The organism is Raineyella antarctica (assembly GCF_900092135.1).
Classification (GTDB): Bacteria; Actinomycetota; Actinomycetes; order Propionibacteriales; family Propionibacteriaceae; genus Raineyella; species Raineyella antarctica.
This window is the reverse complement of record NZ_FMYF01000005.1, coordinates 246,930-266,293: the sequence shown is the minus strand read 5'-3', so window position 1 is coordinate 266,293 and position 19,364 is coordinate 246,930. Positions and strand designations below refer to the sequence as shown.

At 69.6% G+C, this 19,364-nt stretch carries 17 protein-coding genes and 1 pseudogene; 14 read left to right on the top strand and 4 right to left on the bottom strand.

Annotated features, from left to right (window positions below; all coding sequences use genetic code 11):
- Window positions 1-47: 47 nt before the first annotated feature.
- From GA0111570_RS09715 to argG, 7 genes are all read left to right on the top strand, one after another.
- Entirely contained in the window at window positions 48-482 is a 435-nt protein-coding gene (locus GA0111570_RS09715) for a DUF5709 domain-containing protein (protein ID WP_092609938.1), read from the top strand.
- Between the two features lie 160 nt (window positions 483-642).
- Complete coding sequence (locus tag GA0111570_RS09710; protein ID WP_092610250.1) at window positions 643-1,584, top strand: PhoH family protein; 942 nt, start codon at window positions 643-645, stop codon at window positions 1,582-1,584.
- Window positions 1,581-2,051 carry an rRNA maturation RNase YbeY gene (gene ybeY / locus GA0111570_RS09705; protein ID WP_092609935.1) on the top strand — a complete coding sequence of 157 codons (471 nt, stop codon included), beginning with the start codon at window positions 1,581-1,583 and terminating at the stop codon, window positions 2,049-2,051. Before GA0111570_RS09710 ends, ybeY begins: the two co-directional genes overlap by 4 nt.
- Window positions 2,048-3,391: a hemolysin family protein gene (locus GA0111570_RS09700; protein ID WP_092609932.1), complete on the top strand. Its 1,344-nt coding sequence runs from the start codon at window positions 2,048-2,050 to the stop codon at window positions 3,389-3,391. Before ybeY ends, GA0111570_RS09700 begins: the two co-directional genes overlap by 4 nt.
- Entirely contained in the window at window positions 3,391-4,353 is a 963-nt protein-coding gene (gene era, locus GA0111570_RS09695; RefSeq protein WP_092609929.1) for a GTPase Era, read from the top strand. The genes GA0111570_RS09700 and era overlap by 1 nt, the downstream gene beginning before the upstream one ends.
- 35 nt (window positions 4,354-4,388) lie before the next feature.
- Window positions 4,389-5,651: a hypothetical protein gene (locus GA0111570_RS17670; RefSeq protein WP_175557429.1), complete on the top strand. Its 1,263-nt coding sequence runs from the start codon at window positions 4,389-4,391 to the stop codon at window positions 5,649-5,651.
- Between the two features lie 28 nt (window positions 5,652-5,679).
- Window positions 5,680-7,095: an argininosuccinate synthase gene (argG, locus tag GA0111570_RS09685; protein WP_092609923.1), complete on the top strand. Its 1,416-nt coding sequence runs from the start codon at window positions 5,680-5,682 to the stop codon at window positions 7,093-7,095.
- Between the two features lie 106 nt (window positions 7,096-7,201).
- On the opposite strand, the gene GA0111570_RS09680 is transcribed toward argG, so the two are convergent.
- A complete protein-coding gene (locus GA0111570_RS09680; RefSeq protein ID WP_139283203.1) occupies window positions 7,202-7,903 on the bottom strand; it encodes a DUF4352 domain-containing protein in 702 nt (233 codons plus the stop codon).
- 133 nt (window positions 7,904-8,036) lie between these two features.
- Here GA0111570_RS09680 and GA0111570_RS09675 point away from each other — a divergent pair, with 133 nt between their 5' ends.
- The 3 genes from GA0111570_RS09675 to leuA all read left to right on the top strand — a co-directional run bounded on the left by GA0111570_RS09675 (window position 8,037) and on the right by leuA (window position 12,029).
- Entirely contained in the window at window positions 8,037-9,374 is a 1,338-nt protein-coding gene (locus GA0111570_RS09675) for a sensor histidine kinase (protein ID WP_175557428.1), read from the top strand.
- 30 nt (window positions 9,375-9,404) lie between these two features.
- Entirely contained in the window at window positions 9,405-10,100 is a 696-nt protein-coding gene (locus tag GA0111570_RS09670; protein WP_245703111.1) for a response regulator, read from the top strand.
- Window positions 10,101-10,343: 243 nt separating this feature from the next.
- Window positions 10,344-12,029, top strand: coding sequence for a 2-isopropylmalate synthase (leuA, locus tag GA0111570_RS09665; protein ID WP_092610244.1), 1,686 nt, complete (start codon window positions 10,344-10,346; stop codon window positions 12,027-12,029).
- Window positions 12,030-12,187: 158 nt separating this feature from the next.
- Here leuA and GA0111570_RS09660 read toward each other — a convergent pair whose 3' ends face one another.
- Window positions 12,188-13,363, bottom strand: coding sequence for a globin domain-containing protein (locus GA0111570_RS09660; RefSeq protein ID WP_092609914.1), 1,176 nt, complete (start codon window positions 13,361-13,363; stop codon window positions 12,188-12,190).
- Between the two features lie 106 nt (window positions 13,364-13,469).
- On the opposite strand from GA0111570_RS09660, the gene GA0111570_RS09655 reads away from it, so the two are divergent.
- Complete coding sequence (locus tag GA0111570_RS09655) at window positions 13,470-13,976, top strand: mycothiol transferase (protein ID WP_092609911.1); 507 nt, start codon at window positions 13,470-13,472, stop codon at window positions 13,974-13,976.
- Between the two features lie 176 nt (window positions 13,977-14,152).
- Here the strand turns inward: GA0111570_RS09655 and GA0111570_RS09650 are convergent.
- Window positions 14,153-14,932: pseudogene (locus GA0111570_RS09650) on the bottom strand (isoprenyl transferase); the annotation flags it as partial.
- A gap of 123 nt (window positions 14,933-15,055) precedes the next feature.
- On the opposite strand from GA0111570_RS09650, the gene GA0111570_RS09645 reads away from it, so the two are divergent.
- On the top strand, window positions 15,056-15,949 hold the full coding sequence (locus GA0111570_RS09645) for an endonuclease domain-containing protein (RefSeq protein WP_139283202.1): 894 nt from the start codon (window positions 15,056-15,058) through the stop codon (window positions 15,947-15,949).
- Window positions 15,950-16,071: 122 nt separating this feature from the next.
- Window positions 16,072-16,818 carry a DNA repair protein RecO gene (recO, locus tag GA0111570_RS09640; RefSeq protein ID WP_092609901.1) on the top strand — a complete coding sequence of 249 codons (747 nt, stop codon included), beginning with the start codon at window positions 16,072-16,074 and terminating at the stop codon, window positions 16,816-16,818.
- Between the two features lie 27 nt (window positions 16,819-16,845).
- Here the strand turns inward: recO and GA0111570_RS09635 are convergent, their stop codons facing one another.
- On the bottom strand, window positions 16,846-17,544 hold the full coding sequence (locus GA0111570_RS09635) for a FadR/GntR family transcriptional regulator (RefSeq protein WP_092609898.1): 699 nt from the start codon (window positions 17,542-17,544) through the stop codon (window positions 16,846-16,848).
- A gap of 114 nt (window positions 17,545-17,658) precedes the next feature.
- Between GA0111570_RS09635 and GA0111570_RS09630 the strand changes: the two genes are divergently transcribed.
- Window positions 17,659-19,329, top strand: coding sequence for an L-lactate permease (locus tag GA0111570_RS09630; protein WP_092609895.1), 1,671 nt, complete (start codon window positions 17,659-17,661; stop codon window positions 19,327-19,329).
- Window positions 19,330-19,364 lie beyond the last annotated feature (35 nt).

Below are 19,364 nucleotides of genomic sequence, written 5' to 3'. Positions count from 1 at the left end.
GTGGTCATCCGCCACCCGGCCTGCCGCCGGAGGGAGCACACTGGGGTATGGCCAACATCGACGACGACAGCACCCTGGACCCATCGGAGATCGCCGACCAGCTCGACCCCGAGCAGAGTCTCGTGGAGCGCGGCGTGGACGATCCGCTGGACGAGGGGATCATTGCGCCCGACCATTGGTCGGGTGTCATGAACGAGGCGTTGGAGGGTCCCGAGAGTTTCCGTGACCGGCTCAAGCAGGAGGATCCGGAGCGCGAGCAGTTCGAGGAGCCGGACTGGGACGGTCGGGGTGCCGACGAGGAGCCCTACCGCCGGGCCGGTCGCCTGGTCGACGCGAACGACGGCTACGACAGCGAGGACCACGAGGCCGGACTGGTCGGCTACGACGTCGGGATCTCCGGCGGTGCGGCCAGTGCGGAGGAGGCCGCCGTACGGGTCGTGGACGAGGACGAGCTGCTCGAGGCCGAGCAACTCGACGACTGAGCGCCGCGGGCCAGTAGCATGGAGGTATCCGGTCGTCCCGCCGCGGGACCGAGCACCGGCGACTTTCGGAGGCATCCTGTCCAACGTGCGCACCCTCGACGTGATCGATGACGGCAAGGGCGGCGGGGACCGTACGCTGATCGTCCCCGCCTCGATCGACATGGTGTCGGTCCTGGGTCCCCGGGACGAGTTCCTGCGGATCCTCGAGCGCGTGCTCGACGCCGACATCCACGTACGGGGCAACGAGATCCACCTGTCCGGTGACACCGCCGCGCTCCGCGCCGGGACCGAGGCGCTGACCGAGATGGTGACCATCGTCCGGACCGGCCAGGGCCTCACCTCCGACGCCGTCGAGCGCCTGGTCGGGATGCTGGCGGGGGAGGCGGAGGTGCGTCCGGCGGAGGTGTTGACGCACACCATCCTGTCCAACCGCGGTCGTACGATCCGCCCCAAGACGCTCAACCAGAAGCACTACGTGGACGCGATCGACCGGCACACCGTGGTGTTCGGGATCGGCCCCGCGGGCACGGGCAAGACCTACCTGGCCGTCGCCAAGGCGGTCCAGGCGCTGCAGCGCAAGGAGGTCAACCGGATCATCCTCACCCGCCCCGCGGTAGAGGCCGGCGAGCACCTCGGCTACCTCCCGGGCACCCTCAGCGACAAGATCGACCCGTACGTTCGCCCGCTCTACGACGCGCTGCACGACATGGTCGACCCCGACTCGATCCCGCGGCTGCTGACCGCCGGGACGATCGAGGTGGCCCCGCTGGCGTACATGCGTGGCCGTACGCTCAACGACGCGTTCATCATCCTCGACGAGGCGCAGAACACCACCGCCGAGCAGATGAAGATGTTCCTCACCCGGCTCGGCTTCGGCTCGAAGATGGTCGTCACCGGCGACGTCACGCAGATCGACCTGCCCGGCGGCCAGCGGTCGGGGCTGCGGATGGTCACCGACATCCTGCACGAGGTGGACGACATCGCCTTCTGCGAGCTGACCAGCTCCGACGTGGTCCGCCACCGGCTGGTCGGGCGGATCGTCGCGGCGTACGACGAGTTCGAGTCGAACCATCCCCCGGAGACGAGAGGCAAGCGCCGATGAGCGTGGAACTGAACAACGAGTCCGGCGAACCGGTCGACGAGAAGGGCCTCGCGGCCCTGGCGACCTGGGTGCTGGAGGAGCTGCGGATCCACCCCCAGGCGGAGCTGTCCGTCGTCATGGTCGACGAGGAGACGATGGCCGCCTACCACCAGCGGTACATGGACCTGCCCGGCCCGACCGACGTGATGTCCTTCCCGATGGACGAGCTGCGCATCCCCGAGCCGGACGAGCCCGCCCCCGAGGGCATCCTGGGCGACATCATGCTCTGCCCGACGGTTACGGCCCGGCAGGCGGCCGAGAACGACCGGACGCCCGACCAGGAGGCCGAGTACCTGCTCGTGCACGGCATCCTGCACCTGCTCGGCTACGACCACGCCACGCCCGAGGAGCACGAGGAGATGTTCGGGCTGCACCACAAGCTGCTGGCCGCGTACGAGGACCATCGGGCCGGTGACGCGAAGGCATGAGCCAACCCGACATCATCCAGCTGGTGGTGGCGGCCGTCCTGGCCATCGCCGCCGGCATCTTCTCCGCGATCGATGCCGCCTTCCAGTCCTTCTCGCACGCCCGGGCGGAGAACCTCGTCGAGGAGGGCGTGCCCGGCGCCAAGCGCCTCGAACTGATCACCCAGGACCCGGCCCCCACGCTGAATGCGGTGCTGTTCGTCAGCACCATCCTGCAGGTCACCTCGATCGTGCTGGTGACCCGCGTCGTCCTCGACGTCGACCTGCGCAATTGGGTCCAGCTGCTGGTCTCGATCGGCGCCATGGTCGTGGTCTCCTTCATCGCCTGGGGCGTCGCCCCGCGGACCCTGGGCCGCCAGCGTGCCGACGGCGTCGCGACGCGTACGTCGGGGCTGGTCAGCGTGCTCACCACGTTCCTCGGCCCGATCCCGCAGATCCTGATCTGGATCGGCAACGCGCTCACGCCGGGCCGCGGCTTCGACGACGGCCCGTTCTCCTCCGAGGCAGAACTGCGCGAACTGGTCGACAAGGCCGAGCAGTCCGACCTGATCGAGGCGGGGGAGCGGGCGATGATCCACTCCGTCTTCGAGCTCGGCGACACCATGGTCAAGGAGGTGATGGTCCCGCGGACCGACATCGTCTCCATCGAGGACACCAAGACGCTGCGCCAGGCCACCTCGCTGGCCCTGCGCTCGGGCTTCAGCCGGATCCCGGTGGTCGGCGAGGGCGGCCTGGACAACGTGCTGGGCGTCGTGTTCCTCAAGGACCTGATGAAGCGGATGTACGACAACCCGCAGTCCCAGACCACCGAGAGGGTGTCCTCGCTGATGCGGCCGCCCACCTGGTGCCCGGACTCCAAGCCGGTCGACGACCTGTTGCGCGAGATGCAGACCACGCACTCCCACATGGTGATGGTGGTCGACGAGTTCGGCGGGACCGCCGGCCTGGCCACGATCGAGGACATCCTCGAGGAGATCGTCGGTGAGATCATCGACGAGTACGACGCCGGCGAGGTGGCCCCGATCACCGAGCTGTCCGAGGGCCGCTACCGGGTCTCGGCGCGGCTGGCGGTGGACGAGCTGGGCGAGCTGTTCGGGCGCCGGCTGGACGATGACGACGTCGACACCGTCGGGGGCCTGATGGCCAAGCTGCTCAACGTGGTGCCGATCGCCGGGTCCGTGGTGCGCTGGGAGGGCCTGGAACTGGTCGCCGAGCGCGGCCAGGGCCGGCGCAGCCAGATCGAGACCATCCTGGTCACCCAGGTCGGCGACGACGAAGAAGCCGGCGACGACCGGGCCACCTCGGCGGTCCTGCGGGCCACCGAGAACGGAGGAGGCAAGTGATGAACGATCCCGGAACCACGGGCGCCGGCGGCACGGCAGAGGGCAAGGACTACCGGTCGGGCTTCGTCTGCTTCGTCGGCCGGCCCAACGCCGGCAAGTCGACGCTGACCAATGCGCTGGTCGGCCAGAAGATCGCCATCGCCTCGGACAAGCCGCAGACCACCCGCCACGTCGTCCGTGGCATCATCAGCCGCCCGGACGGCCAGCTGATCCTGATCGACACCCCCGGCCTGCACAAGCCGCGGACCCTGCTCGGGGAGCGGCTGAACGACCTGGTCCGCGACACCTGGTCCGAGGTCGACGTGATCGCCGTCTGCCTGCCCGCGAACCAGCGGATCGGCCCCGGCGACAGCTACCTGGTCGAGCAGCTCGCCCACCTGCGCCGCCGCCCGACCCTGGTCGCGATCGCCACCAAGACCGACCTGGTCAGTGGCGAGCGGCTGCGTGAACACCTGCTGAAGATCCAGTCGCTCGAGGCCGAACTGGGCATCACCTGGGCCCACATCTTCCCGGTCTCGGCCCTCACCGGTGATGCGGTCGAGGCGCTGGGCGACGTACTGCTCGGGATGCTGCCCCAGGGGCCGATGTACTACCCCGACGACGAGTTCACCGACGAGCCGGAGGAACAACTCGTCGCCGAGCTGATCCGCGAGGCCGTGCTCGAGGGCGTCCGCGACGAGCTGCCGCACTCCATCGCGGTCATCGTCGAGGAGATGTCGATGCGCGCCGATCGCCCCGAGGACCGTCCGCTGCTGGACATCTACGCCTCGATGGTCGTCGAGCGCGACTCGCAGAAGGGCATCGTGATCGGGCACAAGGGCGAGCGGCTGCGCGACGTCGGCACCGCCGCCCGCCACCAGATCTCCCACCTGCTCGGGGTCCCGGTCCACCTGGACCTCAAGGTCAAGGTGATGAAGGACTGGCAGCGCGACCCGAAGTACCTCAACCGCCTGGGCTTCTGATGCCGGCGGCGGGGGCGCATCGGTGGGGCGCCGGCGTGCGGACCGGACTGGTGATCGGCCTGGTCGCCCTGCTGTCCGCCTGTACGACACCGAGCGGCGGACCGGCACCCGGACCCACCGACGGGACCGGCACCCCAACGGCGTCCGGCACCCCCGCGCCCGCCCCCACCCAGAGCCCCGCACCGACCCCGACGCCCACCGCGACGCCGGGCGGCGGCGTGGCTGATCCGCTGGTACTGGACGAGCTGACCTACCTGGGCGCCTGCGGGATCGAGGCCCCCTACCGGTTGACGCCGATGACCGGCGGCCGCCAGGTCACCCCGGTCTCCATGGGCGGCACCAGCCGGCGGGCGGAGGTCGTCTCTTCTCGGCCGGTGGAGCTGGCCGGCCGGCAACTGGCCCTGGTCGAGTTGCGCTGCACCTCCGGACTGGACGCCACGAGGGGCTGGCACCTGGTCGGTGAGGAGGGCCGGCAGGTCGTCGACCTAGGCCTGGTCGCCGCCGGCTCGGAGGCCACGATCGGGGTCGCCGAGGACCGACTGGTGGTCCAGCTGACCTACCCGGCCGGTCGCGATCCACAGTCCCCGGGACGGGCCAAGGTGGCCTACCGGGTCGCCCTCGTCGGGTCGACCCCGGTGCGCCTGTTCGCCGGCTCCGACCTCGGCTCGGTCCCGGCTGCCGTCGCGCAGTGGCCGGCCCAGTCGTGGGCGTACGGGCTGGGCACGTACGACGCGCTGGCCCTGGGTGGCGGGGAACGCTCCCTGCAGCGGCAGGGTCCGGTGGTGCTGGACTCCGCCGAGCGGGCGCTGGCCCCCAACAGCATGGCCAACGACCTGTACTGCAGCATCGACCCGGCGATCGTCACGACCACCGACAGCTCCGCCATCCGGGTGGGCGACACCCGTACGCCGGTCGACGGGGGTGGTGCGATCCTGCCGCTGCTGACCGCGGCGGCCACCCGACCGACCTCGGCCGCGCACTGGACCCTCCCGCTGGACGGAGCCAAGCAGGGGATGCTGGTGCCGCTGAACGGGCTGGCCCCGACGCCGGCACTGGTCACCACCACCAGCCCGGTCCCGACCGCGGAACCAGCCGTCGTCGTACGCTCCGGGGCGCCGGTCGACTCGCTGCTGGGTGACGGCGCCTGGTTCGAGGGGCCCACCGGCGTCGTCCGCGACGCCGAGGGCCGGGTGGTCCTGGTCGGCATCTGGAGCCCACTGGACGCGACCGGGCCGGGGACCGTCGGGATGCGGCCGCTGCCGGACCCCGCGGCCACTGGCGAGACCTACGGCTGCTGAGGGCGTGGTTGGCGATAGGCTGGCCCGCATGTCCAAGGTTCTGACTTCCCTCCCCGTCGGCGAGCGCGTCGGCCTCGCCTTCTCCGGAGGTCTCGACACCTCCGTCGCCGTCGCCTGGATGCGTGAGAAGGGCGCGATCCCCTGCACGTACACGGCCGACATCGGCCAGTACGACGAGCCGGACATCGATTCGGTCCCCGGTCGCGCGCACGAGTACGGCGCCGAGCTCTCCCGGCTGGTCGACTGCCGCGAGGCACTGGTGGAGGAGGGCCTGTCCGCGCTGCAGTGCGGCGCCTTCCACATCCGCAGCGGCGGCAAGGCCTACTTCAACACCACCCCGCTGGGCCGGGCGGTCACCGGCACCCTGCTGGTCCGGGCGATGAAGGACGATGGCGTCAACATCTGGGGCGACGGGTCGACCTACAAGGGCAACGACATCGAGCGGTTCTACCGCTACGGCCTGATGGCCAACCCGCAGCTGCAGATCTACAAGCCGTGGCTGGACGTGGACTTCGTCAACGAGCTCGGCGGCCGCGACGAGATGTCGCAGTGGCTGGGGGAGCGCAAGCTGCCCTACCGCGACTCCAAGGAGAAGGCGTACTCCACCGACGCCAACATCTGGGGCGCCACCCACGAGGCCAAGCAGCTCGAGATGCTCGACGCCGGCCTCGACATCGTCGAGCCGATCATGGGCGTCAAGGCCTGGGACGAGTCCGTCGAGGTGCGGACCGAGGAGGTCACGGTCCGGTTCGAGCAGGGCCGCCCGGTCGAGATCAACGGCAAGACCTTCGCCAACGCCGTCGAGCTGGTGCTGGAGGCCAACACGATCGGCGGCCGCCACGGCCTGGGCGCCTCCGACCAGATCGAGAACCGGATCATCGAGGCCAAGTCGCGCGGCATCTACGAGGCCCCGGGAATGGCGTTGCTGCACATCGTCTACGAGCGTCTCCTCAACGCGATCCACAACGAGGACACGATCGCGAACTACCACAACGAGGGACGCCGCCTCGGCCGCCTGATGTACGAGGGCCGCTGGCTGGACCCGCAGTCGCTGATGCTGCGCGAGTCCCTGCAGCGCTGGGTCGGCTCTGCCGTCAGCGGTTCGGTCACGCTGCGGCTGCGCCGCGGCGACGACTACACCATCCTCGACACCCAGGGCCCGGCGCTGAGCTACCACCCCGAGCGGCTGTCGATGGAGCGCGTGCAGGACGCAGCCTTCGGCCCGGCCGACCGGATCGGCCAGCTGACGATGCGCAACCTGGACATCGCCGACTCCCGCGCCCGCCTCGAGATGTACGCCCAGCAGGGCATCGTCGGCGGTGCCACCGCCGAGCTGGTCGGTGCCCTCGAGAGCGGTGCCTCCTCGGCGATCGCCGCCGGTGAGGGACCGGACGAGGACGGCGAGGCTCTCGACCGCGCCGCGATCGACTCCGGGACCGACTGACCGCACCTCCCGCGCCCGGCGCGGACAGCGAGACGGCCCGCGGTGTGAACCGCGGGCCGTTCGCCCTTCCGCCGCCCCCCAGCGGCGGAGGAATGCGGGGCCTGCATCAGGAGAGGGCGATGTCCTTCTCGGCCCCGAGCATGCCGCCGGTGACGCCGAGCCTGACCGGGGTGACGTCCTTGGGGATGTCGAAGACGAGGACGCCCTTCACCGAGTTGCCGGGGTTGACCTGCTCGAGGAAGGTCTGGCTCTGGGTGTTGGCGTAGATCTCGGCGGTGCTGTCGCTGCTGTACTCCACGCCGTCCTTGTCGTACAGCTTGGTGTAGGTCGACATGAAGGTGACTGCCGACTTCCCGGTGTTCTTCACGGTCACGTTGACCAGGACGAACTGGCCCTGTGCCTCCTGGCTGACGTACTGGTCGCCTACCTTGGCCACGCCCTTGCTCACCTTCGTGACCGTGTACTGCAGGTCACCGGCCGCGACGGCCGTGTTGAGGCCGGCGGCCGGTGCGGCCGCCTTCTCCGCCGGGGCTGCGGCCTGGGACGAGGGCGACCCGGCGGAGGGAGCGGTGCTACTGGCGGAGGTTCCGGCCGTGCTGGCCGCCTGGTCGTCACCCCCACCGGCATTCACTGCGATGGCGATGACGGCGATGATCGCCAGGATCCAGACGAGGGGGCGCTTGAACCACTTCTTCTTCGGCTTCACCGGCTGCTGGGGCGGGTAGGGCTGCCCGGCGAACTGCTGGAACCGGGGATCCGGCTGCTGGTACTGCGTACCCGGCTGCTGCGGGTAGGGGGGCTGGGACATGTCCGTCTCCTGGGTCGTGCGGTTGATGGCTCCAGCGAACCGCTGGGGACCCCTGGCCGGCATCGCCCGACCAGCCGGGTGGCTCTCATCCGTTCGGTCCGACGATCGGTGTCGTGGGCCAGCCGAACGGCTGATGTGGTTGTCGGTGGTCGCCCGTACGATCGACACCGTGCCCAGCCCCGCCGACCTCGCCCAGCACCTGCCCGCGATCCGCCGGGTGGTGTGGATCGTGCTGGGCGGACTCCTCGGGGTGTTCGCGTGCATGGTGACGCTGGTCGGCTCCCTCTCGGCGGTCCCCGGGTACCAGTCCCGTACGAGTCTGGACGGCAACCTGACGGACCTCGGCGTGCTGGTGATCCTGGCCTGGCTGCTCGGGGTGGCCACGCTGTTCCTGCGGGGCCGGATGCCCTGGGTGGTAGTCGTCGCAGGTGCCGTCCTGACGGTTCTGCTGCGGCTGGACAGCACGCTGCTCCTGCTCGGCGCCGGCTCGGTGGTCCTGCGCCGGGACCGGCGGCAGGGGCTGGTCGCCACCGGCACGGCCGTGCTGCTGACCCTGCTCGCCGCCGTGCGGGACGGGTCCCGACCGTCCGGTCACACGGCCTGGCAGATCATGTTCAGTGGTAGCGACCCGGCCCTGGCCGGCGCGCCGGACGGTGCCTTCCGGCTCGGCGTCAGCCTGGGCATCGCTACCATCGCCGCCGTCGTCTTCCTCGGGACGGCCTGGCTCGTACGCCTGCGCCGAGACCTGCGCGAGACCGGGATGGCCCGGGCGGAGGCCGAGACCCGCAGTGAGGACCTGGAGACCACGGCGTACCGGCTGGAGGAGCGGGAACGGCTCGCCCGCGAGGTGCACGACGCGCTGTCGCACCGGCTGTCGCTGATCTCGCTGCACTCCGGGGCCCTGGAGGAGGCGGCCAAGGACAGTTCGCCGCAGGTGTCGCACGCCGCCGAGGTGCTGCGCGACAACGCCCACCGTTCCCTGGAGGACCTGCGCGATCTGGTCGGTGCCCTGCGCGAGCCGGCCGGCCCGGGACGCCATGCGGCGGCACCCGAACCCAGCCACGTGCCTCCCGTCGGTCTGGCGGCGCTGCCCGAACTGGTCACGTCGGCCCGGTCCTCGGGCGCACAGGTCCAGGCCACCGTCATGGTCCGGGACGCGGATTCGGCCAGTGACCTGCTCAACCGCGCCGCCTACCGGATCACCCAGGAGGCGCTCACCAACGCCTTCAAGCACGCCCCCGGCCAGCCGATCCTGGTGGACGTCCGGGCCGACCCGGACTCGGGGGTGTCCATCGTCGTGATGAACCGGGACACGGACGTGGACTCCGGACTGCCTGGCTCGGGCAGCGGGCTGGTCGGCATGCAGGAGCGGGCCGACGTCCTCGGCGGGACGTTCAGCGCCGGCCGGGACGGACAGGGCAGCTTCGTGGTGCAGGCCACCCTGCCCTGGCAGGCCCGCAGCACGTCCTGAACTGTCACAGGTCGGTCCTAGACTTCCGGTGTGTTCCAGACCAGTGCCGATCCAGTTCGCCCGATCAGAGTGATGCTCGTCGACGACGACGCGATGGTGCGCACCGGCGTGCGCGCCCTGCTGGAGAGCGATCCGGGTCTGGTCGTCGTGGCGGAGGCCTCGGACGGCGACGAGGTGGTCAGCGCCCTGCACGCCCACCACCCCGACGTCGTGCTGATGGACCTGCACATGCCCCGGCTGGATGGGATCCGGGCTACCGAACGGCTGCTGCGCGAGGTCAACCCGCCGAAGGTGGTGGCCCTGACCTCCATCGACCTCGACCGCTACGTGTACGAGGCGCTGGCCGCCGGCGCGAGCGGGTTCCTTCTCAAGGACGTCCGTCCCGAGCAGCTGCGGGCAGCGGTGCGCACCGTCCACCAAGGTGACGCGGTGCTGTCCCCGCGCAGCACCAACCATGTGCTGCGCCACTTCGCGCACTCGACGCGGCGTGACCTCGTCGACGAGGCGCACCGGCTGATGGCCTCCCTCAGCGAGAAGGAGCGCCAGGTCGCCGCGCTGGTCCACGAGGGGCTCTCGAACTCCCAGATCGCCCGCCGGCTGGCCTGCAGCGAGGCGACCGTGAAGACGCACCTCAGCCACGTGATGGCCAAGATCGATGCTCCGACGCGGGTCCAGGTGGCCCTCCTGGTGGAGCGCGCCAGCCCGGCCGGTGGGATCGAGGGTTGACACCTTGGCGTCATCGGCTAGAGTCGTCAACGTGGCTCAGGTGATGATTCTCCTTCCGTGCCGCAGCGAGGCCTTCTGAGGTCGGCCTCCTCGCTGCGGAGTCGAAGCGTGCCGTCCGCATCTCACCCCAGCGAGGAAATCATGACCCAGACCACCACTTCCGCAGCCACCACCACGCGCGCCGCCGGCACCACCCCCTCGGGGACCCTGCCGCAGCAGCGCCCGGTCCAGCAGCCCAGCGGGATGCCGATCCAGCGCTACCGCGCGTTCGAGCCCGTCTCCCTGCCGGACCGCACCTGGCCCGACAAGAAGCTGACCCACGCGCCCCGGTGGCTGTCCACCGACCTGCGTGACGGCAACCAGGCCCTGATCGACCCGATGACCCCCTCCCGCAAGCAGAAGCTGTTCGACATGCTGGTGCGGATGGGCTACAAGGAGATCGAGATCGGTTTCCCGTCGGCCTCCCAGACCGACTTCGACTTCGTCCGCCAGCTGATCGAGAACGACTCGATCCCCGAGGACGTCACCATCACGGTGCTGACCCAGGCCCGCGAGGACCTGATCGAGCGGACTGCCCAGGCCCTGCAGGGCAGTGCGCGCGCCAACATCCACATGTACAACGCGCTGGCCCCGATGTTCCGCCGTGTCGTGTTCAAGATGGATGAGGACGAGGCGAAGGACCTGGCCTGCCGCGGCACCGACCTGGTGATGAAGTACGCCGAGCAGTACCTGGGCGACGTCCGCTTCGGGTACGAGTACAGCCCGGAGATCTTCACCCAGACCCCGACCGACTACGCGATCGAGGTGTGCAACGCGGTGATGGACCGCTGGCAGCCCGACTCCGACCGGGAGATCATCCTGAACCTGCCGGCCACGGTCGAGATGTCGACGCCGAACGTGTACGCCGACCAGATCGAGTACTTCTGTCGCAACGTCAACAACCGCGACTTCGTGACCGTCTCGCTGCACGCCCACAACGACCGCGGCACCGCGGTCGCCGCGACCGAACTGGCCCTGATGGCCGGAGCCGACCGCGTCGAGGGCTGCCTGTTCGGCCACGGCGAGCGCACCGGCAACGTCGACCTGGTCACGATGGCGATGAACCTGTTCAGCCAGGGCATCGACCCGATGATCGACTTCTCCGACATGGACGAGATCCGTCGCACCGTCGAGTACTGCACCGGCCTGCCGGTCCACCCGCGCCACCCGTACGCGGGCGACCTGGTCTACACCGCCTTCTCCGGCTCCCACCAGGACGCCATCAAGAAGGGTCTGGAGGACCTGGAGAAGAAGGCCAAGGCAGCCGGCACCAACGTCTCGGACAACGGCTGGGAAGCCCCCTACCTGCCGATCGACCCGCACGACGTCGGACGTACGTACGAGGCCGTGATCCGGGTGAACTCCCAGTCCGGCAAGGGCGGGATGGCGTACCTGATGAAGGCCGACCACAAGCTGGACCTGCCGCGCCGCCTGCAGATCGAGTTCTCCCGGGTCGTCCAGCAGGCCACCGACTCCACCGGTGCCGAGATCAGCTCCCAGCAGCTGTGGGAGATCTTCACCAACGAGTACGTGGAGACCGCCGGACCGCTGCAGGTGATGGGCGTACGGACGCAGAACAACGGGGTCGACACCGTCGACGCGACCGTCTCGATGAACGGGCAGGAGCTGGAGATCCACGGCGAGGGCAACGGCCCGGTCTCGGCGTACGTGGATGCCCTGTCCAGCTTCGGCACCCGCAGCGTCCGGATCCTCGACTACTCCGAGCACGCGCTGGCCTCCGGCGGTGACGCCAAGGCGGCGGCGTACGTGGAGTGCGAGATCGGCGACGGCGACGACGCCCAGATCATGTGGGGCGTCGGCATCCACGAGAACATCATCACCGCCTCCCTGCAGGCCGTGACCCACGCAGTCAACCGCGCGATCCGCTGATCCCACCGATCCCGCGGCGCCAGGGGTCACCACCCCCGACACCCTGGCACGAACGAGCCCCCGCTCACTCCCAGAAGGAGAGGCGGGGGCTCGTTGCGTACGGGGTGGTGCGGGTGGTGCTGTTGCCGGCGAGCAGTGCTGTTGCCGGCGAGCAGTGCTCAGTTCTCGTCGGTGCCCTGCAGCAGCCACAGGTCGGGGCCGAAGATCTCGTAGAAGACCTTCTCGGCCGGGTGGCCGGAGGACACGACCTGGGAGCGGACCGCCTTCAGGAAGGGCAGCGGGCCACACATCACCACGTTGGCGTCGGCCGGGATGTTGACCTGGGACAGGTCCATGTAACCCTTGTGGTCGCCGTCGTCGCCCTCCTCGAACCAGGTCTCGATCCGGGCGTTCGGCAGCTTGGCGACGAGAGCCTTCATCTCGTCGGCCAGCGGCCAGCTGGACGAGTTGCGGTCGGCATGCAGCACGATGACCTCGCGCTCCGACTCCCGCTCCACCAGCGCCTCCAGCAGCGCCAGCATCGGCGTCACACCGATACCCGCCGAGGCCAGGACCAGCGGTACGCGGGTCTCGCGCAGCACCATGTCGCCGTAGGGGTTGGACAGGTCGTAGACGTCGCCGACCTTGAGCTGCTCGTGGATCAGCGGGGTGACCTCGCCGGCCGGATCGAGCTTGACGGCGATCCGGCGGGTGCCGGCCTTGGAGGGGATCAGGGTGAACTGGCGGGGCTGGCGGATGCCGTCCTTGACCTTGACCTCGATCGAGATGTACTGGCCGGGCTTGGCATCGGTGATCGGCGTGCCGTCCGCGGGCTCGAAGGTGATGACGGCGACGTCGCCACCGGTCATCTCCTTGGCCGTGACCCGCCACGGTGCGAACGGAAGGTCGCTGGCAGCGCCCGCGTAGAGGGTCTTCTCCATCGCGATCAGGGCGTGGGCCATCAGCCAGTAGACCTCGGTCCAGGCCTCGACGACCTCGGGGGTCGCGGCGTCACCGAGGTCGGCGCCGATCGCGGCGAACAGGTGCTGGTACACCGTCGGGTACTCGTCCTCCTGCAGGCCGAGTGAGGCGTGCTTGTGCGCGATGCGCGAGAGCACCGACTCCGGGTAGGAGTCCGGGTGCTGGAGCAGCCAGGTGGCGAAGGCGACGATCGAGCCGGCCAGCGCCTTGGGCTGCTCGCCGGTGATCTGGTTGGACCGGCTGAACATGCCGTCCATCAGATCGGGACGGGCACCGAACATACCCTTGTAGAACTCCGGTGTGATGTAGGGGATGCGCTCCGCAACAACAGGTGCGGTGGCCTCGATGATCGGGCGGGCCTTCTCCGACAGCATGTGAACTCCTTCGTTGGCAATGCGGGAACACTAAACCATTGGTTCGGGATAACCAGATAAAACATCTGTGATCTGTGCCACACACTACGCCGCGTAAGGTCGGACCATGACGTGGAACGAGCTACTCATCGATGCCGTGAACCGCAGCCAGGAGGCCTGCCACAAGGTGCTGGGCGGCCTCACGGCCGACCAGGCCAATGAGCGCCCCCGGCCGGGGACGAACTCCATCACCTGGTTGGTGTGGCACATCGCTCGCCAGCAGGACACCCAGATCGCACCACTGGGCGGCACGCCGCAGGTGTGGACCGCGCAGGGGTGGGTGGAGAAGTTCGGGCTCGGCCTGCCCCCCAAGTCGATGGGGTACGGGCACACGCCGGACGACGTCGCCAAGGTGGTCGTCGACGACACGTCGCTGCTGACCGGCTACCTGGACGCGGCCGTGGCGGCCACCAAGGCCTACATCGCTTCGGTCGCCGACGACCGGCTCGACGAGGTGGTCGACACCCGCTGGGACCCGCCGGTCACCCTCGGTGTCCGCCTGGTCAGCATCATCGACGATGCCGCCCAGCATGCCGGGCAGGCCGCGTACGTCCGGGGGCTGCTCGGGTTCTGAGGCGGGGTCCGCTAGGACAGGGCGCCGTCGTCGGGGACGGCGTCCTCCTCGTCCGGGACGACATCGGTGAGCACCTCGGGGGCGACGGGATCGGGCAGCTCGTACGCCACCTTCTCGACGTGGAGGGTGTTCGGGTGCAGGGCGGCCTTCGGTGCGGGCTCGCCGCTGGGGCGGCCGACCTCGTTCGGCACGGCCCCGCCCATCCGGCGGTCGCGGCCGGCGTACGACTCGATCGCGGCCCACAGGTCGCGGCGGTCGAAGTCGGGCCACAGCGTGTCGAGGAAGACCATCTCCGCGTACGCCGACTGCCAGACCAGGAAGTTCGACGTGCGCTGCTCGCCGGAGGACCGTACGAACAGGTCGACGTCGGGGATGTCCGGTTCGTCCAGGTAGCGGTGGAACGAGGACTCGGTGATGTCCTCCGGTCGCAGCTTCCCCTCCCGGGCGAGCCGGGCGATCTGCCGGGCGGCGTCGACGATCTCGGCGCGGCCGCCGTAGTTGACGCAGAACTGGAGGGTCAGGACGGTGTTGTCCTTCGACTGTTCCTCGGCGCTCTCCAGTTCGCGGATCACCGATCGCCACAGCTTCGGGCGGCGACCGGCCCAGCGCACCCGTACGCCCATCGCGTCCAGCTCGTCGCGTCGGCGGTGGATGACGTTGCGGTTGAAGCCCATCAGCCAGCGGACCTCGTCGGGGGAGCGCCGCCAGTTCTCGGTCGAGAACGCGTAGGCGGACAGGTACTTCACGCCGACCTCGATCGCGCCCTCGATGACGTCCATCAGCACCGCCTCGCCACGCGCGTGCCCCTCGACGCGCTTCAGCCCGCGCTGCTTGGCCCAGCGACCGTTGCCGTCCATCACGATCGCGACGTGGCGGGGGACCTGGCCGGCGGGGAGCTGCGGGGGGCGCGCACCCGACGGGTGCTGGGGCGGCGGGACCGGGGTGCGGGTCGACATGGTGGCCAGCCTAGTGCGGGCATGCGGCGAGGCTGTCCACAACCGTCGATGCCCTGGCTGGCCGTTCCCACAGCCGGAGCCTCGGCAGCTCATCTCCGGCCGGCCCGGGACCACCCTGCAGTCGTGGGGGAATCCCCCAAGTACCTGGGCCGGGACGGAGTCCTGGTCTTCCGTGAGCACCCCGGCGTCGCGAGGTCGGCACTGGCCTGGGAGGTGCAGAAGTTCGGTCTCGTCCGGGCCCTGCCAGGTGGGTACCTGCATCGGTCGGTGGCCGATCGGATGCTGACATGGCTGGAGGTCGTCTGCCAAGTTCATCCGGCGGCTGTGCTCGTCCGCGAGGCCGCTCGCGATGTGACCGAGGCATTCCGGGGAACACCCCTGGCCGGCCCTGTGCCGGTCGCTTCGCCGGAACACCTCCGCGGAGGTGCCCCGTACGTCTTCCTGAGGCGACGGATTCCCGGTGGTCGGGTTCTCTTCGGTGGCCCGCTTCGGTGGACCGACCCCGTTTATACGGCCGCCGACCTGCTCCCGGTGGATCGAGGAGCTGCGGCCTGCGACCTGCTGCGCGCTGCCGGCGCGAGGCCCGCGGTGCTGGCCGAGTTGCGGGAGGTAGGCGCTGGGATGCGCCACTTCCCTGACCACGGGGAACGTACCCGCCTGCTCGGTGACCTGCAACGATGCCCCTGGTCGGTGCTCGAGTTGGAGCCGCATCGCCTGCTGCTGGCCCATGGCATCACGGGGTGGTCGGCGAACCATCCGGTCCTCCTGCATGGCCGTCAGCTGTTCGTCGACATCGCGTTCCCGGGAGCCAAGGTGGCTGTTGAGGCCGATGGTCGTGCGCACCACAGCGACGGTTCGGCCTTCGAGAGCGACCGCGTGCGGTGGAACCTGTTGTCCGCCGACGGGTGGATCGTGCTGCGGGTGACCTGGGATGCCGTGATGAACCGGCCCGAAGTCGTCGTCCAGCAGGTCAGGGATGCCCTTGTGAGCAGGGGTGGCGTGGAGGCTCTGTACTGATTCCCAACGACTTCCGTCGATCCACGCAACTGCGTGACGAGCATGCGTCGATCGAGAGCGACGGTTGGGAATCAGTACAGGGACTGTGTCGAGACCATTGCTGGACGCGGCACAATGGACAGGTGCCGACCTACCGAGACCAAGCAGTGGTGCTCCGCACCCACAAGCTCGGTGAGGCGGACCGGATCATCACCATGCTGACCCGCGCCCACGGCAAGGTCCGCGCGGTGGCGCGCGGCGTCCGGCGGACCAGCTCGAAATTCGGGGCTCGACTGGAGCCGTTCAGCCATGTCGACCTGCAGCTCGCCACCGGGCGCAGCCTCGACTACGTCAACCAGGTCGAGAGCATCCACCACTACGGTGCCTCGCTCGCTGCCGACTACCCGGCCTGGACCGTGGGGGAGGCGATGCTGGAGACCGCGGACAAGCTCGTCTTCGAGGAGAAGCAGCCGGCCCTGCAGCAATACCGGCTGCTGGTCGGTGCGCTGGCGACCCTCGAGCGGGGGACCTCCGACGGGCCGCGTCCGGTCTCGATGGTCCTGGACTCCTATCTGCTGCGGTCGATGTCGGTGGCGGGATACGCCCCGACCTTCACCGAGTGCGCGTCCTGTGGTGCGGCTGGGCCACACACGGCCTTCTCCCCGGCGGCCGGTGGGGTCGTGTGCCGGTTCTGCCGGCCACCGGCCAGCGCGCACCCCCAGCCGGAGACCCTGGAGCTGCTCACTGCGCTGCTCGTGGGGGACTGGCCCGCGACGAGTGCGGTGGAGTCCCGCGTCCAGCGCGAGGCCAGCGGCCTGACCACGGCATTCGTGAACTGGCACATGGAGCGCGGGCTGCGATCCATCGCCCTGGTCGAGCGCCAGGCCTGACCTCCGCTATCCAGGCCCGACCCTCGGCTACGAGGTCTCCAGCGGCAGGATCGAGTAGCTGGCGCGGATGTGCGCCTCCATCGCCGCGGCTGCCTCCTGCGCATCACCGGCCGCCAGCGCCGCATAGATCCGCTCGTGCTGGTCCATCGCGCTACCCCGGAAGGCGGGCCAGCCGTCCATCACCTTCTCGGCGCCGAGGATCGGGCGCCGCAGCGACTCCCGGATGGCGATCGTCATGTCGGTCGCCAGTTCGTTGTGGCCGGCGGTGGCGATCAGCACGTGGAAGCGGGTGTCCAGCGCGTTGAACTCGTCGGGGTCCTCGGCCGCCGACATCAGGTCGAGGACCTCGCGGATCTGCGCGAGCACCTCCGGTGCGATGTCACGGCAGGCCGCGGCGATGGTGGTCCGTTCGAGCGCGATCCTGACCTCACTGACGTCCGAGACCGGGAAATCGGCGAGCGCGACCTGGAGCCGCAGCACCCGCTTCAGCGCCTCGGCCTGCATGGCCGCCACCCGGGTACCGCCCCGCGGACCCACCGACGACGTCAGCACCCCCTGGGCCACGAGCGCGTGGATGGCCTCGCGCACGGCGGCACGACTCACCCCCAGTTGGGCGGCGAGGTCCCGCTCCGGCGGCAGGAGCTGTCCGACGAGGAGGGTGCCACCGAGGATGGCTTCCTCGATGTGCTCGAGCACTACCTGGTATGCCTTCGTGCCATCCGCCATGCTGGTCCCCCTTGTTGGTCAGACCACTGTAGCCGACCGCCTTGACCAATGGTCAGACCAATGCCTACCCTGAACATCAATGGTCTGACCAATCATCTGGACGACGGAGAACCCATGGCGATCTTCCAGCCCACGCTGGCCCCCCTCGGCAGCGTGACGGCTTCCGCCCTCGTGGCACTGATCCCGCTGCTGACCATGCTGGTCACGCTCGGCGTGCTGAAGTGGCGGGCCCACTGGGCCGGCCTGGCCTCCTTGGCCGCGGCCCTGCTGGTTGCGGTGCTGGCCTTCGACATGCCGGCCCCCCTGGCCGGGTTGTCGGCGCTGCAGGGGGCCGCCTTCGGCATCTTCCCGATCACCTGGATCCTGCTCTCGGCGATCTGGATGTACGACGTCACCGTGGTCAGCGGCCGGTTCGAGGACCTGCGATCGACGTTCTCCCTGATCACCGACGATCCCCGCGTGCTCGGCATCCTGATCGCCTTCTGTTTCGGTGGTCTGCTGGAGGCCCTCGCCGGCTTCGGCGCGCCGGTCGCGATCACGTCGGTGATGCTCGTCTCGGTCGGCTACGCCCCGCTCCGCTCGGCCCTGACCGTGCTCCTGGCCAACACGGCACCGGTCGCGTTCGGCGCCATCGCCACCCCGATCATCATGGCCGGCAACGTGTCCGGCCTGGACTACGAGCGGATCGGCGCGTTCGTCGGACGCCAGACCGCAGTCCTCGCGTTCATCATCCCGTTCCTGATCCTGTTGCTGATCGACGGCCGCCGCGGACTGAAGCAGGCCTGGCCCGCCGCCCTGACCATCGGCGCCGTCTTCTCGGCCGCCAAGTGGATCACCTCCACCTGGGTGTCGGTCGAGCTCACCGACGTCATTGCCTCGCTGCTCGGCATCGCCGCCGGCGTCATCCTGCTGCGCTTCTGGAAGCCGCAGGGATCGGCGGAGGCCCGGGCCCGGATCGGACTGCCGATGAAGGGGGAGCCCGCCTCGACCCTTGACAGCGACGCGCATGCACCTGCCGACCCGCACGGGCTCACCGCCGGCCGGATCTGGATGGCGTTGCTGCCCTACGTGCTGGTCGTCGCCCTGTTCTCCCTGGTCAACCTGATCGGACCGGTCCAGCATGCCCTGGCCTCGACCGACATCGTGTTCGGCTGGCCCGGCCTGTCCGGCCACATCCTGAACGCGGCCGGCCACCCGATCGGGCGGACCACCTACAAGCTCGCGCTGCTGTCCTCGCCGGGCACCCTGCTCGCCCTGATCGCCGTCGTCACCGCCGTCCTCTACCGGGTCCCGCTGCGGGCCGCCTTCGGCTCCCTGGGCCGCAATCTGCGCAAGCTGCGCTTCACCGCCCTGACCATCGCCTCCGTCGTCGCGCTGGCGTACGTGATGGACTTCTCGGGACAGACCGTCACCATCGGCACCTGGATCGCCGGTGCCGGTGCGGTGTTCGTGTTCCTGTCCCCGCTGCTCGGCTGGATCGGCACGTACGTCACCGGCTCCGACACCACCGCGAACGCGCTGTTCAGCGGCCTGCAGGCGACGGTCGGCAAGCAGATCGGGCTGGACCCGTACCTGACCGTTTCGGCGAACGCCTCCGGTGGCGTCCTGGGCAAGATGATCAGCCCGCAGAACCTCGCCATCGCGGCCACTTCGGTCGGACTGGCCGGCCACGAGTCCATCATCCTGCGCAGGATCATCGGGTGGAGCCTCGGCCTGCTCGTCTTCCTCGGCCTGATGGTCGGCCTGATGGCCACCCCCGTCCTCGGGTGGCTGTTGCCGGCCTGAGGGCGCCCGCACAAGATTTCCTATACGGAGGAGAA

What these genes read in the sequence shown, in the direction of transcription:
- GA0111570_RS09715 (WP_092609938.1), top strand. Translation starts at nt 48, where the DNA reads ATGGCCAACATCGACGACGACAGCACCCTGGACCCATCGGAGATCGCC.
- GA0111570_RS09710 (WP_092610250.1), top strand. Translation starts at nt 643, where the DNA reads ATGGTGTCGGTCCTGGGTCCCCGGGACGAGTTCCTGCGGATCCTCGAG.
- ybeY (WP_092609935.1), top strand. Translation starts at nt 1,581, where the DNA reads ATGAGCGTGGAACTGAACAACGAGTCCGGCGAACCGGTCGACGAGAAG.
- GA0111570_RS09700 (WP_092609932.1), top strand. Translation starts at nt 2,048, where the DNA reads ATGAGCCAACCCGACATCATCCAGCTGGTGGTGGCGGCCGTCCTGGCC.
- era (WP_092609929.1), top strand. Translation starts at nt 3,391, where the DNA reads ATGAACGATCCCGGAACCACGGGCGCCGGCGGCACGGCAGAGGGCAAG.
- argG (WP_092609923.1), top strand. Translation starts at nt 5,680, where the DNA reads ATGTCCAAGGTTCTGACTTCCCTCCCCGTCGGCGAGCGCGTCGGCCTC.
- GA0111570_RS09680 (WP_139283203.1), bottom strand. Translation starts at nt 7,903, where the DNA reads ATGTCCCAGCCCCCCTACCCGCAGCAGCCGGGTACGCAGTACCAGCAG.
- GA0111570_RS09675 (WP_175557428.1), top strand. Translation starts at nt 8,037, where the DNA reads ATGTGGTTGTCGGTGGTCGCCCGTACGATCGACACCGTGCCCAGCCCC.
- leuA (WP_092610244.1), top strand. Translation starts at nt 10,344, where the DNA reads ATGCCGATCCAGCGCTACCGCGCGTTCGAGCCCGTCTCCCTGCCGGAC.
- GA0111570_RS09660 (WP_092609914.1), bottom strand. Translation starts at nt 13,363, where the DNA reads ATGCTGTCGGAGAAGGCCCGCCCGATCATCGAGGCCACCGCACCTGTT.
- GA0111570_RS09655 (WP_092609911.1), top strand. Translation starts at nt 13,470, where the DNA reads ATGACGTGGAACGAGCTACTCATCGATGCCGTGAACCGCAGCCAGGAG.
- GA0111570_RS09635 (WP_092609898.1), bottom strand. Translation starts at nt 17,544, where the DNA reads ATGGCGGATGGCACGAAGGCATACCAGGTAGTGCTCGAGCACATCGAG.
- GA0111570_RS09630 (WP_092609895.1), top strand. Translation starts at nt 17,659, where the DNA reads ATGGCGATCTTCCAGCCCACGCTGGCCCCCCTCGGCAGCGTGACGGCT.